The organism is Lysinibacillus sp. EB106-09-02-XG168, assembly GCF_058791475.1.
On sequence record NZ_JBYTDN010000003.1, the window covers coordinates 3,094,575 to 3,110,463 of the forward strand.

General features: G+C 35.2%; 16 protein-coding genes. 1 reads left to right on the top strand and 15 read right to left on the bottom strand.

Features of this window, described 5'->3' with window-relative positions; all coding sequences use genetic code 11:
• Entirely contained in the window at positions 1 to 435 is a 435-nt protein-coding gene (gene aroQ, locus AC3WSO_RS15965; protein ID WP_492532177.1) for a type II 3-dehydroquinate dehydratase, read from the bottom strand.
• A 60-nt stretch (positions 436 to 495) separates the two neighbouring features.
• Positions 496 to 921: a hypothetical protein gene (locus tag AC3WSO_RS15970; protein WP_349662092.1), complete on the bottom strand. Its 426-nt coding sequence runs from the start codon at positions 919 to 921 to the stop codon at positions 496 to 498.
• A gap of 131 nt (positions 922 to 1,052) precedes the next feature.
• Here AC3WSO_RS15970 and AC3WSO_RS15975 point away from each other — a divergent pair, with 131 nt between their 5' ends.
• The gene (locus AC3WSO_RS15975; protein ID WP_492532178.1) at positions 1,053 to 2,024 is read left to right on the top strand and encodes a DUF1385 domain-containing protein; all 972 of its coding nucleotides are present in this window, start codon (positions 1,053 to 1,055) and stop codon (positions 2,022 to 2,024) included.
• Positions 2,025 to 2,091: 67 nt separating this feature from the next.
• On the opposite strand, the gene AC3WSO_RS15980 is transcribed toward AC3WSO_RS15975, so the two are convergent.
• The 13 genes from AC3WSO_RS15980 to AC3WSO_RS16040 all read right to left on the bottom strand — a co-directional run bounded on the left by AC3WSO_RS15980 (position 2,092) and on the right by AC3WSO_RS16040 (position 15,827).
• Entirely contained in the window at positions 2,092 to 3,000 is a 909-nt protein-coding gene (locus AC3WSO_RS15980; RefSeq protein ID WP_492532180.1) for an NAD(P)H-dependent flavin oxidoreductase, read from the bottom strand.
• Between the two features lie 451 nt (positions 3,001 to 3,451).
• Positions 3,452 to 4,906 carry an Msr family ABC-F type ribosomal protection protein gene (locus AC3WSO_RS15985; protein WP_492532181.1) on the bottom strand — a complete coding sequence of 485 codons (1,455 nt, stop codon included), beginning with the start codon at positions 4,904 to 4,906 and terminating at the stop codon, positions 3,452 to 3,454.
• Between the two features lie 634 nt (positions 4,907 to 5,540).
• Positions 5,541 to 6,284: a LytR/AlgR family response regulator transcription factor gene (locus AC3WSO_RS15990; RefSeq protein WP_492532182.1), complete on the bottom strand. Its 744-nt coding sequence runs from the start codon at positions 6,282 to 6,284 to the stop codon at positions 5,541 to 5,543.
• A 9-nt stretch (positions 6,285 to 6,293) separates the two neighbouring features.
• Entirely contained in the window at positions 6,294 to 7,595 is a 1,302-nt protein-coding gene (locus tag AC3WSO_RS15995; RefSeq protein ID WP_492532183.1) for a sensor histidine kinase, read from the bottom strand.
• Positions 7,596 to 7,864: 269 nt separating this feature from the next.
• Positions 7,865 to 8,602: an ABC transporter permease gene (locus tag AC3WSO_RS16000; protein ID WP_492532184.1), complete on the bottom strand. Its 738-nt coding sequence runs from the start codon at positions 8,600 to 8,602 to the stop codon at positions 7,865 to 7,867.
• 12 nt (positions 8,603 to 8,614) lie between these two features.
• Entirely contained in the window at positions 8,615 to 9,340 is a 726-nt protein-coding gene (locus AC3WSO_RS16005; RefSeq protein ID WP_492532186.1) for an ABC transporter ATP-binding protein, read from the bottom strand.
• 580 nt (positions 9,341 to 9,920) lie between these two features.
• Positions 9,921 to 11,225: an ATP-grasp domain-containing protein gene (locus AC3WSO_RS16010; protein ID WP_492532187.1), complete on the bottom strand. Its 1,305-nt coding sequence runs from the start codon at positions 11,223 to 11,225 to the stop codon at positions 9,921 to 9,923.
• A 14-nt stretch (positions 11,226 to 11,239) separates the two neighbouring features.
• Positions 11,240 to 12,484, bottom strand: coding sequence for an MFS transporter (locus AC3WSO_RS16015; protein WP_492532188.1), 1,245 nt, complete (start codon positions 12,482 to 12,484; stop codon positions 11,240 to 11,242).
• Positions 12,474 to 12,875, bottom strand: coding sequence for a hypothetical protein (locus AC3WSO_RS16020; RefSeq protein ID WP_492532190.1), 402 nt, complete (start codon positions 12,873 to 12,875; stop codon positions 12,474 to 12,476). The genes AC3WSO_RS16015 and AC3WSO_RS16020 overlap by 11 nt, the downstream gene beginning before the upstream one ends.
• Positions 12,876 to 12,894: 19 nt before the next feature.
• Complete coding sequence (locus AC3WSO_RS16025) at positions 12,895 to 13,713, bottom strand: SPL family radical SAM protein (RefSeq protein ID WP_492532191.1); 819 nt, start codon at positions 13,711 to 13,713, stop codon at positions 12,895 to 12,897.
• 31 nt (positions 13,714 to 13,744) lie between these two features.
• Positions 13,745 to 14,278: a methylated-DNA--[protein]-cysteine S-methyltransferase gene (gene adaB, locus AC3WSO_RS16030; RefSeq protein WP_492532193.1), complete on the bottom strand. Its 534-nt coding sequence runs from the start codon at positions 14,276 to 14,278 to the stop codon at positions 13,745 to 13,747.
• On the bottom strand, positions 14,262 to 14,882 hold the full coding sequence (locus AC3WSO_RS16035; protein ID WP_492532195.1) for a bifunctional transcriptional activator/DNA repair enzyme AdaA: 621 nt from the start codon (positions 14,880 to 14,882) through the stop codon (positions 14,262 to 14,264). Before AC3WSO_RS16035 ends, adaB begins: the two co-directional genes overlap by 17 nt.
• 231 nt (positions 14,883 to 15,113) lie before the next feature.
• Complete coding sequence (locus AC3WSO_RS16040) at positions 15,114 to 15,827, bottom strand: 2OG-Fe(II) oxygenase (protein WP_492532197.1); 714 nt, start codon at positions 15,825 to 15,827, stop codon at positions 15,114 to 15,116.
• Positions 15,828 to 15,889 lie beyond the last annotated feature (62 nt).

Here is a 15,889-nt window from a genome sequence, read left to right on the forward strand (position 1 = left end):
TCAATTCTCCCTCTCAATAAATGTGCGTAGTGCCAGTTCATAGCCTTTCGTACCTAGTCCAGAGATTTGACCAAGGCATGCCGGAGCGAGATAAGAATGATGTCGGAAAGCCTCACGTTTATGGATATTTGAAATATGTACTTCTATGATCGGCACAGAAATCCCCGCAATTGCATCATGTAAAGCTATGCTTGTATGGGTATATGCACCGGGATTAAAGATAATACCATCATATTTTTCGTCCTCCGCCTCATGCACCCAATCAACAAGTACCCCTTCATGATTAGATTGACGAAACTCGACAGTAGCACCTAAAGACGCCGCAAGATTCTGAACATTATTTTTCACATCTTCCAATGTCTCATAACCATAAATATGGGGCTCTCTTTTACCTAGTCGATTTAAGTTAGGTCCATTCAAACATAATAACTTCACGCATATTCGCCTCTTTCTATGTACTTGCCATTATTTTATCATACAAGGAGCATACAGCAACTAATTTCCTTTTTGTGCTGTATGCTCCTTCTGATGAAAATTTGCAGTTTCAAGCAAGAAACGTAATAGACAAATAACAATGACCATAAAAGGAATCGATAATTTTTTAAAGGAAGAAGATTGTAAAGGCAAATCAAGAACAATCCATTCTAATGTGATTGACACAATAAGGCCGAGCAAGAAAGATGAAAGCACAGCTGGGATAATATAAACATATCTCAACGTAATGTATAATAAAAACCCAATCATGAATAAGACTAAAATGAAAAAGCTCCATTGAAATAGTTTTGAACTGTCTTCGAATAAATCCCACTTCTTATAAAAACCTATTGGATTCCATTTAATAAGATGAAAGTAATGAAGCCCCTTTAAACACAATGCTAAAACAAGCGCACCGACAAGCGATGTTATACTAGCTACTCTCAAGAAAAATCCTCCTAACTTGTACTACGAGTTAATTTTTAAACGTTAATCATTTCCTAAACTGTACGATTAGTGTATCCATATAGAAATTTTACTATGCGTAACTCTAGAGGTTTTTCACTAAATTTAGTACAATGGTACAGTTGAAATATATAAAGAGAGTGGTGTTAGCCTTGAGCAATTCACCTGTATACGGGGGACAAGCACAATTAGAGGGTGTAATGTTCGGAGGAAAGGAACATACGATTACTGCCATTCGCCGTAACGATGATTCCATCGATTATTATCATTTTAAAAAAGTTCAAAACCCTATTTTACAAAAGCTAAAAAAAATTCCATTGGTACGAGGCGTAGTAGCGCTGATTGAATCAGCTGGTTTAGGCTCTCGTCATATGCAATTTTCAGGGGACCGTTACGACGTTACACCTGGCGAAGAAGAAGAGCATAAAGAGGAAGGCTCAAGACTGCAAATGATTTTAGGGGTTGCAGTTGTAGGTATCCTTTCCTTTTTATTTGGTAAATTTGCCTTTACTTTAATTCCAGTATTTATTGCGGATTTTTTCTCGAAATGGATTGAAGGCAAAACTGGCCAAATTTTACTTGAAAGTGGCATAAAGCTACTTTTACTACTTACCTATTTATATTTTATATCTTTAACACCACTTATTAAACGCGTATTCCAATATCATGGTGCAGAACATAAAGTGATCAATTGCTATGAAGCTGGCATGGAAATTACAGTGGAAAATGTGCAAGCACAGTCACGCTTACACTATCGTTGTGGTAGTAGTTTTATGCTGTTTACTGTGTTTGTCGGCATGTTTTTATATTTCTTCGTGCCAACTGATCCGCTTTGGTTACGCATTTTAGACCGCATTCTATTGATTCCAGTTGTTCTAGGGATTTCATTTGAAGTACTTCAAGCTACAAATGCGTGCCGTAATATTCCCGTGTTACGCTTCCTTGGCTATCCAGGCTTATGGCTACAATTACTGACAACACGTGAGCCGAAAGACGACCAAGTAGAAGTAGCCATCGCATCATTCAATATGCTACTTCAAGTTGAGCAGCAACCAGAAATCGCAGCTACTTTGAATCACGATTAACAAATTAGAGGGCAAGTCCAACAGATATTTTTCGTTGGACTTGCCCTTTTATGTTAGAGATTCGTTATTATAATGGCTGTACAGAAATTATTTGTTGCTTTGCTTTCTCGTACTCTGCCTCCAATGTTATGAGTATTTCATGAACGGACTCCCGTTTGTCAATATTGGTAATGCCATGACCAGCTGACCAAATATCTCGCCATGCCTTGATATTAACAAGATGTGTTAAATCAACATCTTCTCTTGGCTTCAATGTCGCAGGATCAATCCCCTCCTTTAATAAGGATGGAATTAACACATTGACATGAACACCGCTAAAAGCATCGGTATATAAAATATCTGAAGTGCCACTTTCAATTACCATGTTTTTGTACTCCTCAGGTGCATCTCCTTCATCACAAGCTAAAAATCGAGTACCCATATAGGCATAGTCTGCTCCCATTATTTGAGCAGCTAATACGTCCGCACCGCTAGAGATAGAGCCAGATAAAATGATCGTTCCCGTAAAAAATTTCTTAACCGCAGATACAAAGCCAAATGGATTCAGTTGCCCACCATGACCGCCAGCACCTGCACATACAAGAATTAGACCATCTACACCCGTTGCAGCAGACTTTTCGGCATGCTTGACGTTCGCAACATCTGCATAGACCTTCCCACCATAGCTGTGCACAATTTCCATAACTCTCTTTGGATTGCCGAGTGAAGTAATGACAATTGGTGGCTGAAATTGTTCAATTAACTGTAAATCTTCTTCAAAACGTGTATTCGCTACAGGATGACAAATAAAATTGACTGCCCATAGCTCAGAAGGTAGCGCCTTTTTTATTTCTTCAAGCCACTCTGCACAAGTTGAAGCCGGTCTTGCATTTAATAACGGAAATGAACCGATAGCCCCTGCTCTACTAGCCTCAATAACCATCTTTGGAGTAGAAACTAAAAACATCGGAGCAACTATAATTGGTAAACTAGACATACAACATCCCCCTTTATCCTTATAACATTTCGAGAGATTTCCTGAAAATCCTCCTGAATAAATTCAAATTTCAGCTCTGACCTTACATCTTCCGTTGAAATAACAGAGTAGCGATTATAAAAATAAAGACCGTATACCCTAAAACGATAGCAAGTGGCACGAAAACACCTGAATATGCTCCACTTAGTACTGCACGCGCCGCATGAACAGCATGGACAAATGGCAAAAATTACGTGATAGATTGAAATGTACCACCTAGCATATTAGGCTCAAACCACGTACCACTAAACCAAGTTGATAAATTGACAAATATCGCAAAGATACCCCCTACCTGTTCTTCCACTCCCAAAGGAGGTTTAAGTTTGTTTAAATGACGATAAAAAATTGCCTATTCGAAAGTCGTTTCAACTAATTAAAAAGCCGCCGAAATCCGGCGGCTTATTTTTATCACTCAATTTTGTATCAATTTTTTCTCACGAATAATCAATTGTAAATTTGCTACATTTTTTATAAATTGTTGATCATGTGAAACAAAAAGAATAGTGCCTTCATATCCAGCAATAAAAGTTTCTAATGCTTCTATAGCATAAATATCTAAGAAATTAGTTGGTTCATCTAACAATAAAATATTATATTCACCTAAGAATAACAGACATAGTTGGAGTCGAATAGCTTCTCCACCACTTAAAGACTTTACACTTTTTTGTAAATCTGTACCGACAAACTGCATTGAATGTAAAACACTTCGTACAAATGGTTCATCGTATCCTGAGCGATTTTTCACGAATTGCATAACTGTTGCATCATGCGTGAAATGGTAGCTCATTTGCTCGAAGTATCCTATTTTTGCTTTCGGAGAAATTATTAAGTTATCATCCTTCTTTGCAATATAGTCTAGCAATGTACTTTTTCCACTGCCATTGCACCCTGTAATCGCAATTTTTTTACCAAGTGGCAGTTGGAAACTAACATCTTCTAATAATATTTTATTTTCAACTTGAAGTGTAAATCGCTCAACCATAATCGGGAACTTGTTATATAATTCCGTAGCTTTAGATTGACGGAAAACAATAGGTCTATTTTCTCTTACAGCTTCGACTTCCTGAAGTTTTTCCATTCGATTTTCAATAGCTTTAGCTGCACGTTGCATCGCTTTTGCACTCGTACCTTTGGACTTCGTCATAAACGACTTGTTCGGTAAGGCATTCGCTTCCCTTTTAGACATCCTCCCAGCTTGAGCAACCTTTTGAGCTTTTTTCATTTTTTCTTGTGCTGCTTTTTCGAGCCGGCTCTTTTCTTTCACGAACTGTTCATGGGCTTGCTGTTGTTGCTCACGTTCTAACTGCTTTTGAACCACATATTCACTATAATTTCCTAAATAAACTCGGACCTCGCCTTCATGAATTTCCCAAATTGTCGTGACTAGTTCGTCTAGTACAGCACGGTCATGACTAGTTAATATTAACGCTCCATAATAATACCGAAGTTCCTCTAATAAAAAGGAAATCCCCTCTTGATCCAAGTGCGTTGTCGGCTCATCAATTAGTAATGCATCGTAATAGTTGGTAAACAATTGAGCAAGCTTCATCCTTGTCTGCTCGCCGCCACTTAAATAAACCGAATCTTTTGGTATATCTAATTTTCCAAGTAATACTGGATCGGCTCCAAGAGATGTTGGTGCTTCAAGTTGTTCAAAACATCCGGGCTCAACATGACGATACACTTTCCCTTTAGTTGGTTGAACCTTACCTGACAATAATTTTAATAGTGTACTTTTTCCTGCACCATTACTACCAACAATCCCAATACGGTCAAATTGGTGAATGGCTAACCGGTCTATTTTTAAGATTTCCTTATCTAAATAGGCTACTTCAACATTTTCTAATTCAAAACAAATTTTTTCCATATTCGCTACCTCCCGAAATTTTATCATTTCGTATCGATAGCAAGGATCGATACGAGCTTCTAAACTAAGCTCGTATCAATAAAAAAGTAGTATCCCCATTCAAAATCCCTCCTACATTTAAATAAAATAAAAATCACAGACGTCCTGTCTGTGATTTAGAGTAATAGGAATTGCCCATCTTCATTGAAATAGAGGCTTGAAGGTAAATGTCACCAAATAAGCCTTCTCTTAGTAAAGGAAAATTACACAAAAATAAAGAAAGGCAGAACAATCCCTTTCTTCAAATTAGATAATTATATTTAAAATGAAGATTACTAAAAAAGGACAGACTTATCCCGTTTACTCTGTGTTATACAAACAGAGTCTTTGACCGTATTGAATTACTGGTTCAAAGTTAGGGACCATAGTCTAGGTATCATTTTTAATAATCCTCCTTACATTTTAATGGTACGATATTTATCGTATAAAGACTTTGAGAGAAAGTCAATGGAAAATTACACTTACCCACCTTTATTTAAAGTTTGATTGTATCGCATTTAAAAAGCTATCGTTTTGAATAAGTTTGATCAAAACGATAGCTTCCTTTTATTTATAATGAGTGTTATTTATAGTTCATACCAACCTTTTAATTTCCTTATTCAATAACATTTATTTCTAATTTTTTCTGTACAGCTTTAATCATTCGAGCAGATCCATAGCAAGTTTCTCCATTTTCCATTAGAATTTCTTTCTTTTTAAAGTCCACTTCCTGAATATTGTCGATATTTACAACGTAAGAATTATGGCAACGAATGAAGCCTTCATACTCTTTTTCTATATCTTTCAGTTTCCCATAAAACTCCACTTGACGATTATCCAAATGTAAAACAACTTTATGTAATGGGGAGGATTCAAAAAACATGATATCATCATAGTTGACACTAATAATTTTATCTGCAATTCTTTGAACGAATTTTTTATTGGATGTCTTGTTCATTACTTGCTTTCTTTCATTTGTCACCTTCAAACAGCTAACAATCTTGCTCTGTACAGAATCGACATCATCTTTAATAATAAAATCCATCGCAGCTACTTTATAAATGAAATTTAAATATGTAAGTTCTGAGTGGGTTGTGATAAAAACAATATCACCTATTGGATCAATTTTTCTGATTTCCGAGCCAAGTGTGATACCATTCATATCATGATTCAAGTCGATATCAAGAAAATATAAACCAGGTCGATTACTCTCCTTTATATAGGTTAATATTTCTTCTGGATCTGCAGTTGTTAGTATCAGTTGCATATCAAGATTTTCAATCATTATGTAATTTGAAACATACCTGGCTATCTTTTCTCTTTGTTCCTTTTGATCTTCACAAATAAAAACATCAATCATCTCAATCCCTCACTTTAAAATTACAATTTCCTGTTTAAAAAATCCATCCTCTATAACTGTATCCAACTGTGTGTTATTTTCTTGATCAACCATTTTCTTCAGGCTAGTCAGCCCCAACCCTCTATTTTCTCCTTTTGTTGAGAAACCTTTTTCGAAATAATGAAAGAGCTTATGTCCAGTATCGCTAAACGTATTCCAAACAACAAAAGACACGGATTGTTCAAATTCCACAAACCCCACTCGAACCGTACCTTTTTCTACTTCTTCTGCTGCTTCAATGGCATTGTCTAGTATAATTCCGATACAGCGGCACAACAGTACACTATCCATATTCAGATAATGAATTTCGTTAGGACATTCAAAAACCACATCTATCCCCTTTTCCTGTGCTGTAATCAGTTTGGAAGATACCAAACCTTTCACTTCTGGGATTTTAATTTGGGACAATCCCCTCATTTTAAAATCATTGTCACGAATCTTTTGACTGACGCGCATAATATTGTCATTAAAATAGCTTTCTAAAGCAGTCATATCACGATTGGTGATGTATTCTGACATAGAAGACAGGATATTGATGTAATCATGGCGAAAAGTTCGCATTTCATTATAGTTTTTTTCCAACTGTTCGGTATACATTTGTAAACTGTTTAGCTCAATTTCTTTTTCCCTCATCTCAAACTGCTTTCTAAAGGTATACACTAGGAATGACAAACTAACAGCAAAAATAATAAAGTAGATTAATAAGTACAGCGTATTCATCAATACAAGCTTATTTTGATTTCCTGTTAATCGTACATAAACAATTATTGTAAAATAAATCGCATATGTAAAAAGACCGAAGAAAGCAGCAATTCGCGTTAAATTCCTATCATCTGCATCCTTCTCAAAAATTCTGATAGTAACTTTTTTCCAAAAGGCTATAAATATTAAGCCAATAATCAGTGTAATAAATTGATGAAGTAATGTCGCTGAAGAAATGATTCCGTTTGTTTCTATAAAGGTAGTACTAATCCCAAAGATTTTTACCATAATGAAAGTTGTTATATGATCAATTAGAATCGTAGCAATCATTATTGTTGATGCGTAGTACAATGCAGGTATCCACTTTAGATAGGTATATTTAAACATAGCAAGAACAAACGCAAATATTAATAACGAACCAAAAATATCTAAATAAGAATATAGCCCAGCCATAATTAAACTAAACAATATGACCGCAATAATATATTCCTTTCGAAAAAAACGTTTACCTATAACGAAACTTACCAAAATACAATAAAATAAAACCTGAATGAATGCTAATATAGCCACTCACTGACCCTCATTTCTATATAGTAACTCCACTATATAGTATACTATAGATAAGTAAACAAAAGGAATCAGGGAAGGCGTGTTAGCGGAAGATAGGAAATTAACAGAAAGACAAAACCTGACCAAAATTCAAACTTATATTCTAACTCTTAAAGCTATCACTTTTACAAAGCTCTTTCAAAAAATTCATTTAAAACAACAGCTCATTATCAAATGGTGAAGCAGGCAATGTCTACTTATAACGATTCTCACCAAATCGTTGGAACTCATTAAATTCTTTTTTTGAGCTTAATAACAACTAATGAAATAATTAGAAGAAACGATGTGTACCCGATTGAAATCAGCATATCTTGATTAAATTCAAATGTCTGATTCCAAATTGAAATATACATTTTATTTAAATGATAGAACGGATTCACATAGGATACATATTTCACAAAATTCGGAAGAGTCTCTACAGGTACAGAAAAGCCGCCAGTGAACATAACAATTTGAAACAAAACAATAGACATAATTAGTGCTGTTTTTACTTCCTTGAAGTTTGAATAAATCGCATGAGAATAAACTAACATTATCGCATTAATAAGCAACAAACTTAAATATGAAACTAAGAAATTAACAATAGAAAGTTGCAAATCATAAATAAGTATGCTAATCAATGTTATGAAGACAAATCCTGCAGTTGCAATAATAAATGACTTGGCAATACTGGACATCAAAAGAATTTTATCCGTTATAGGCGTAATGAAAAGTCTTTTTTCAATTCCTTCCGCGCGATTCATTACCTGATCAAAACCAAAGGCAAAAAATACTACTGAAAAACTAATTAGGACAATAAACGATGGAGTATACATTTGAACATAGTTCATTCCTCCGCTATAGGTTGCATTACTGAACATTTGTCCCATTAAAATATATGTTACTGGCGGTACAACAACTGTGAAAACTAAATAAAATAACTCTCTAAAAAACATGATTAAGTCATATTTAATTTGTGTTAATAACATCTTTTCTTCCCCTTATTTAGAAATTTTATCAAGATAAAAGCTATTAATAGACTTATAACCTGATTTCAGTATATTTTCTGGCGTATCATATACTTCGGTTACACCGTCGTTAATGAATAGAACTTTATCACAGTAGAGTTCGATTTCGTCCATGTAATGAGTCGATAAAATCACTGTACTGTCATTTTTTTCAATATATCCTGTGATACTTTCCCATAATACGTTCCGCATATGGGGATCCAGACCAGTAGTCGGTTCATCCAAAATAATCAAACGCGGTTTTGAAGAAAAAGCAATTGCTAGGCTAACCTTTTGCTTCCAGCCTCCAGATAAACTATCAAAAAACGTATTTAGATGCTCCGACAATTCAAACTCTTCGATAATTTCATTCAAATCTACTTTGCTACCATAATAGGCACGAAAAAGATTTAATAATTCTTTTACTTTTAATTTTTTATAAAACTGTGTAGGCTGAAGTACAGCAGATATATTACTTTTGATTTCTTCCAGCTGAGCTTGATCAATTTCCTTTAAGTTATTACCAAAAACAGCTACCTTGCCGTCATTATAATCTTTAATCGTCATTAAAATTTCCAAGAATGTAGATTTCCCAGCACCATTTTTACCGATTACACCAATAATTTCACCTTTTTTAGCAGTAAAGTCTATCCCTTTTAGAACAGCTTTTTTCCCATAGTTCTTAGTTAATTTTTCTACCTTTACATTGTAATCCTGCATGGTTCACCCTCCTAATTTACATACATACTATAACTCGAGAATTCTACTGTTTTTCATTCCATGCATACAATGTGCTCCTCTATACTTAGATGTCCAAAGTATTTGATTTAGGTGTTCTATTTTTATTCCTAACTGTCAACAAGATTCCCTGTGGCAGCACTTGTTTTACAAGTTCAGCTAATTTGAACAGGCAGACTGCTTCAAAAGGGTGCTTAACCTCTGGATAATGTTAAAGCCTTGCAAAGAATAACAGAATCTAATCGTGTGGATAAAGAAACATAAAGTCTTATCCGCAGTATAAGGAGAAGTAAAAAGGTTAATGAAATTGGAACAACTTGAAAAAAGTTTGCATGAATTTGTCATGCTTTTTATACATTTTTTATTCCTTATCTTTTCTTTTTCTTCTATTGTGTACTGTTAGCTTAACGATTCCTCTTTTATAATCCGTAAGATTTTCAAAAACACAGTTTCTAATAATTCACTTTCTTAATCCTGTGAAGAACGAAAAAAACTACTAGACATAAAGTCCAGTAGTACTATGAATTCCGCTAATTCAATATATACTGTTAGACACATGGGGTTATAATTGTCCTTTTTTTGATATAGACCAGTCATGTGCCACATTTTTAAAAATTTTTTTAAAAGAAGGTTTCCATTCTGACAAATCCTGATAAACAAACGTTATATTGTCACATATTTTATCTGCAACTTCGTACATATGTTTAATATCATTAGCCGTAAACAATATATATCCTTTGCGCCCTGTACCGTCTACAATATTTGGTATAGTGTCGCCCTCTTTTACTAATAGATCAATTAAAACGATCTCGGATATGTTAGCTAACCCTTTATACTTGATTTCTTTTAAGCTACCTGGTTTGGGAATCAAGCTTAAAGACATAGCTTGACAATTTGAAGGTACACATCTAAATTCATCTATAGTATTAGTAGCTAACGCATCATAATAGTATCCAAATTGAGATATGCCGGTTGTTAGTTCTACCATTTTCCAAATGTTACCGCCACCTATCCTCACTTGAGACTCTATGATTATTGGCTTATTTTGTTTGTCTATCTTTACCTCTGTATGAGTAATACCGGCTTCCAGTTGCATGTCGTCCAAAAATAGCATTACTTTCTCAATGATTAATTTTTTTTGATATTCATCTATAGGTGCCGGCATAATAGTATAGTTTATTAAAAATGTATCTTCTTTAAATATTTCAGCTGATAGAGCTAGTATAGAGTGTTTTTTGTTATAAGAAACGGCTTCGACCGTATAAACTACGTCACCTTCCACGTACTCTTCCACTAAAATTGGTAATTGAATACCGTTATCTTTAATAAATAGCTCTACGTCATCTCCTATGTCTAGCTTAGATACTCCTTGACCACCTGCGCCAATCGGGGGCTTTACTATAATACTACCTTTTTTGTTTAAAAATTCATCAATGTCTTTTATGTTGTTGCAAACTATCGAATCTATCGAAAAGTCTTTGCCTGCTAGAATTTCACGCATCATGTCTTTATTACGGGTTATCATATTAGCGTTGTAAGAAACTCCTTTAACATTAAAAATCTTTGCAATTATGCAAGCCGTATCTAGGGCTACTTCGTTAAAAGATACAACCACATCAAACGGTTTCTCTTTGTACAATTCTTCAGCATAGTACACACAGACAGGTATGTTTGTTGTGTCTATTTCTTTTTTATAGAAACACTTTTCTAAGATAGTTCCATCGAAATATATGTGTTTAGTGTAAGACCCTATATACGAAACAGTATACCCCCTATCTAAAGCATCCTGTATAGGCTTTGTCCATCCCCCTATAAATAAAACGTGTGGTGTTTTTTCTATGACAGTTCCTTTTGATATCTTAAACATTATAATCATCTCCTCTAAATTGAACTCGTATATTCAATGTTGACTCCTTTTGATATGCCTCGCCTTAACAACACTATTAAACACAATGTTGTTCCGAAGCCCCCTATAAATAACGTTGTTTGAAGCCCAAATATAGAAACTAAAAAAGCACTAGCAAAACTTCCCAATGCCCAAGCTCCCCAATTAAGGGTACGCTGTACAGCATTTACTCTGCCCAGCATGTGATTTGGTGAGGCAAGTTGTCGTATGGTTGCAGCGTAAGGACCGAATACACCTTCTCCCATACCATGTATGATACTTGCAGCTACTATACCGGATACGGTTCCCAAATATCCCATTATCGGTATTAAGCACAGACCGATAACTGATACAGTAGCGCTATAAATAAGCATTTTTGTATTATTAATTTGTTGGCTTTTTTTGACGAGTATCGTATTGCCTATCAAAAATCCTATCGCTGCCGAACCTACAACAAAGCCTATTTCAAGTTCAGATAGACCCATTACCTTAAAAAGGAATATTACTAAAATGCTATTTAATATGTATTTAAAAAAACCATAAACAGCGCCACAGCTTACAATTGGTTCCAATACAGGGTGGTTTTTAAAAAATATCAAACCTTCATATATGTTTTTATATAGCGATTTTAGATTTACGTTTTTTAAAGTGCCTTCTGTATGCGGTTCAAACCTTGAAATAAATAATACACACAAAAAACAAACAAAGTACGTTACAGCGTCAACAGTGAATGAGCCTGTTAATCCAATTAGAGTAATAACGATTCCTGCCAGCATAGGACCAATTACTATAGAAAGAGACTCCGAAAGGGCAAGTTGAGCATTCCCTTTTTTTAAGTTGTCTTTATCTGTTACTATTTCGGGTAAGAAAGAAGGAATGGCAATGTTGTAAAACGTAGTAAATATTCCATTTAGAAACATGAGAAAAACCAATAATGGGAACGTTAGTATATTTGTTCCAGTCAGTATGAAAACTAATAAAAATAAAACGCCTTGACATATACTACAAATTAGCAAAACCTTTTTTCTATGAAGGATATCTATCAAAGCACCGGCTACTAATCCAAAAAGTAGGTAGGGTATAAATATAATCCCACGAAGCATGGCAGCATTTGCCTCACTTGTTTCTAGTACCTCTAATGCAAAAAGAGGCAAAGCCACTACTGTAAACTGGGTACCTAACAAACTTATAGACTGTCCTAGCCAAAGCTTGTAAAAATTAAAATGTTTTTTATTTTTCATAATACACCTCCATTAATTCATATTTATAAAAATACAGAACTAACAAAATATCATAATATTCAGAAATTTCATCATGCATTTTATACATTTTCTTTTTCCCTCTTTTCTTTTTCTTCCATTGTGCATATTTTTCAGACATGCAAACTGCACATGACCTAAAACCTGCTGATATAGCCGTCTGTTCATCGGCAAAAAACACGCGATGTTTAATGTATCCCCCTTTTGCTATAGCTCTTAGTGCTGAGGGACAATCTAATCTTCCATATAATTTACTCGGTCGATACCCACCCAAAATACCCGGTGTATCACTTTGATATGGATGCATATCGGCACCCAACAGGGTGAATGTCTTTTTTCTACTTTCAGCACTTTTCTCATTATCTTTATACATGTAATCACTTCCTATTTTTTTACGGCTCAAACCCAGCCTGACTCACATAAACGTGATTTTCTGGAAAGATTTCAATGAATCGGTTATATACTTCTTTAATTACATGTGGTCCATACCATTCTTCTAAACCAAGTTGGGCATACTTTTTCTCAATACCAAGTTTTCTTGTGCGTTTTCCACCACTGCCATCACCCATGAAGTAGTCATCAATACAAATCCGTTCAACGAATGGCTTCAATTTCATAGGGAAATATTCTCCACTCGGTAAAATGGGGGCTATAGCAACTTGAGTTGGTATTTCAGCAGCCGCTAATTGTTCCAATGTCTTAAAGCGCGCCTGGATTGGAGGTGCCTTTGGCGTAAAATGTTTACGGATTGTTTCCGAATCTGTCTCAATCGTCATACTTACTCGAACTTTATCTTTAAAATGTTGCAGCAAATCGATATCTTGACTGACAAGTGGGCTTCTAGTCTGTACTAATAGGAAGTCAGGAGGATCTTCTACCATAACTTCTAGTAAAGATCGCGTCACTTTTTCCTTATGCTCTATTGGTTGATACGGATCAGTACTTGATGACATAAAAATGGTTACATTTCCTTTGGCTTTGGCGCGCCGAAGCTCCTTTTTTAATAAATTCGCAGCTCCATTTTTAACATCGATCCAATTTCCCCATTCCCCTTCTCGAAAAAGAGATACAGGCATTTCGCGTACATAACAATAGGAACACCCAAATGAACAGCCTGTATAAGGATTTAGTGAATGCGTATAACCAGAAAGGAAGCCCGTCCCTTTATTCAGAATCGTTTTCGGATTTTTATAAAATAATTCACTTGTCATGACAAAACCTCCATTCATTGTACGGCAATAATTACTCATTGCTTGATGAAGCTTGCTTTTCTAGATCCAGTAGCAATGTCTTCATTTCTAATCCACCCCGATAGCCAGTTAATGAGCCACTCTTCCCTATTACACGATGGCACGGTACAGTAATTAATACCGGATTAGCCCCAATAGCCGCTCCTACAGCACGAACGGCTGCTGGTTTATTTATATCATTTGCAATGTCTGAATAGGATTTCGTCTGCCCATAAGGAATTTCACAAAGTGCATTCCAAACTGCTAGCTGAAATTGCGTACCTACGTACTCAAATGGAACAGTAAAGGTTTTCCGCTTCCCTTCTAGGTACTGAGTGATTTCAACAACATAGGGTTCAAGCTTTTCATCATCTTCGACAAGAGGACTTCCTGGATAGCGTTTCTTAGCCCATTCGAACAATTCCTCGAATGGTTTGTTCTGTGAACCTACAAACACAAGCCCCTTTGAAGTTGAAGCAATATAAAAATTCCAATCCTTAGACTTTAGTAAAGACCAATAAAGAGTTGGTTTATTCTTTGTTTCCATAGTACTTTTCCTCCATTTTACTCATTTGACGAAATTGCGCTGGTGTCTGTCCAGTTTTCTTTTTAAATAAAGTAATAAAATAAGGTGTGTTAGTCATACCCACACATATGGCGATATCTCCAATCGCTTTATTCGTTTGAATCAAATACTTTTTAGCCGCGTGTACTCTAACTTGTTGTATATACTCAACCGGCGTAATGCCTTTAATCCTTTTAAATGTTCGATGCAAATGATACGGACTCCCATGACAAATAGTTGCCAAAGATTCTAGCGTTAATTTTTCTGTGAAATTTTTATCAATGTATTCCGTAATTAAATCAACCCACTCGCTATCAGGTAGATTTTCATTAGTGGGCTTGCAACGTTTACAAGGACGAAAATTTGCGCGGAGAGCTTGTTCTGCGTTTGGAAAAATGCATACATTTTCTTTTTTCGGAACGCGAGATTTACAGGATGGTTTACAAAATATCCCTGTCGACTTTACAGCGTAGAAAAATTGATTATTGAACGCTGCATCATTATTTATAATTGCTTGCCACTTTTCATCTGGTATCATCTCTACATCATTTGAAATTCTATGTCCGTTATTAATACTATCTGGCATTGACCTCACCTCTCCTTACAATATACTCCCTTTAAATTCAATATGTATAGTTCTGGGAATGGAATAGCAATATATTGAAGCTAATTTTTTATCCCGCATAACGGGCTGTAAGACTCCCCCTCTAACACTTAGAGAAATCCGAGAAGTTAAGGTGGGAAATATACAGCCCGTGAAAGCCCTATTGGTTTACCTAACAGTAGGGGATGAAGAAAATTCCCACTGATCAAAGTTTCACTTAGAATCGTGAAAAATAATCCCAAGACCGTATCGTTCTCCAGAAGTAACCGTGCTTACTCCGTGACGTACCGTATTTTTATAATATCCTTTTTTACCTAGAACAGGTCTATAGTTAGTAGGAAAAATCAGCGCACTACCTTGTTCTAAAGTAATTACATGTCCCCTACTCTGAGCACGAGGAATTTGTTCCACTAATAGAAATTCTCCACCGCAAAAGTCTTTTTCTCGTTCATTTAATACAAATACTACTTGAAACGGGAAAAATATGTCCCCATATACATCTTGATGCAAACAATTAAACCCGCCTGTTTCATACGTTAATAGTAAAGGTGTCGGTCTTGTTTGATCATATTTTTCACAGGTGTTCAAAAAATCTTGTAGGTGATCTGGAAACTGTGCTGTTTTCTTTAAATAACCCAACCATCGATTAGCTGTTTTGGCCAACTCTACATAAAAGGACTCCCTTAAACTTTGGATGATTTCAGGTAATGGATAGGAAAAATATTTGTACTCCCCATTTCCAAAGCGATATCTCGTCATATTGATTGTCGCTCTGTATGGCTCTTCCTCACAATACAATTCTTTGATGAATTCACATTCCTCTATTGTTAAAATCACTGGAAGCTTTGCGAATCCTTGCTCATCTAATTCATGTTGAATTGAATCCCAATTTAAGCTCTCGACACGTGTTTTTATATTTTGGACCATTTTTATCAACTCCTATTTTGCATTCTTGATAACTAACACTATAACCGCATAAATAAAAAAAA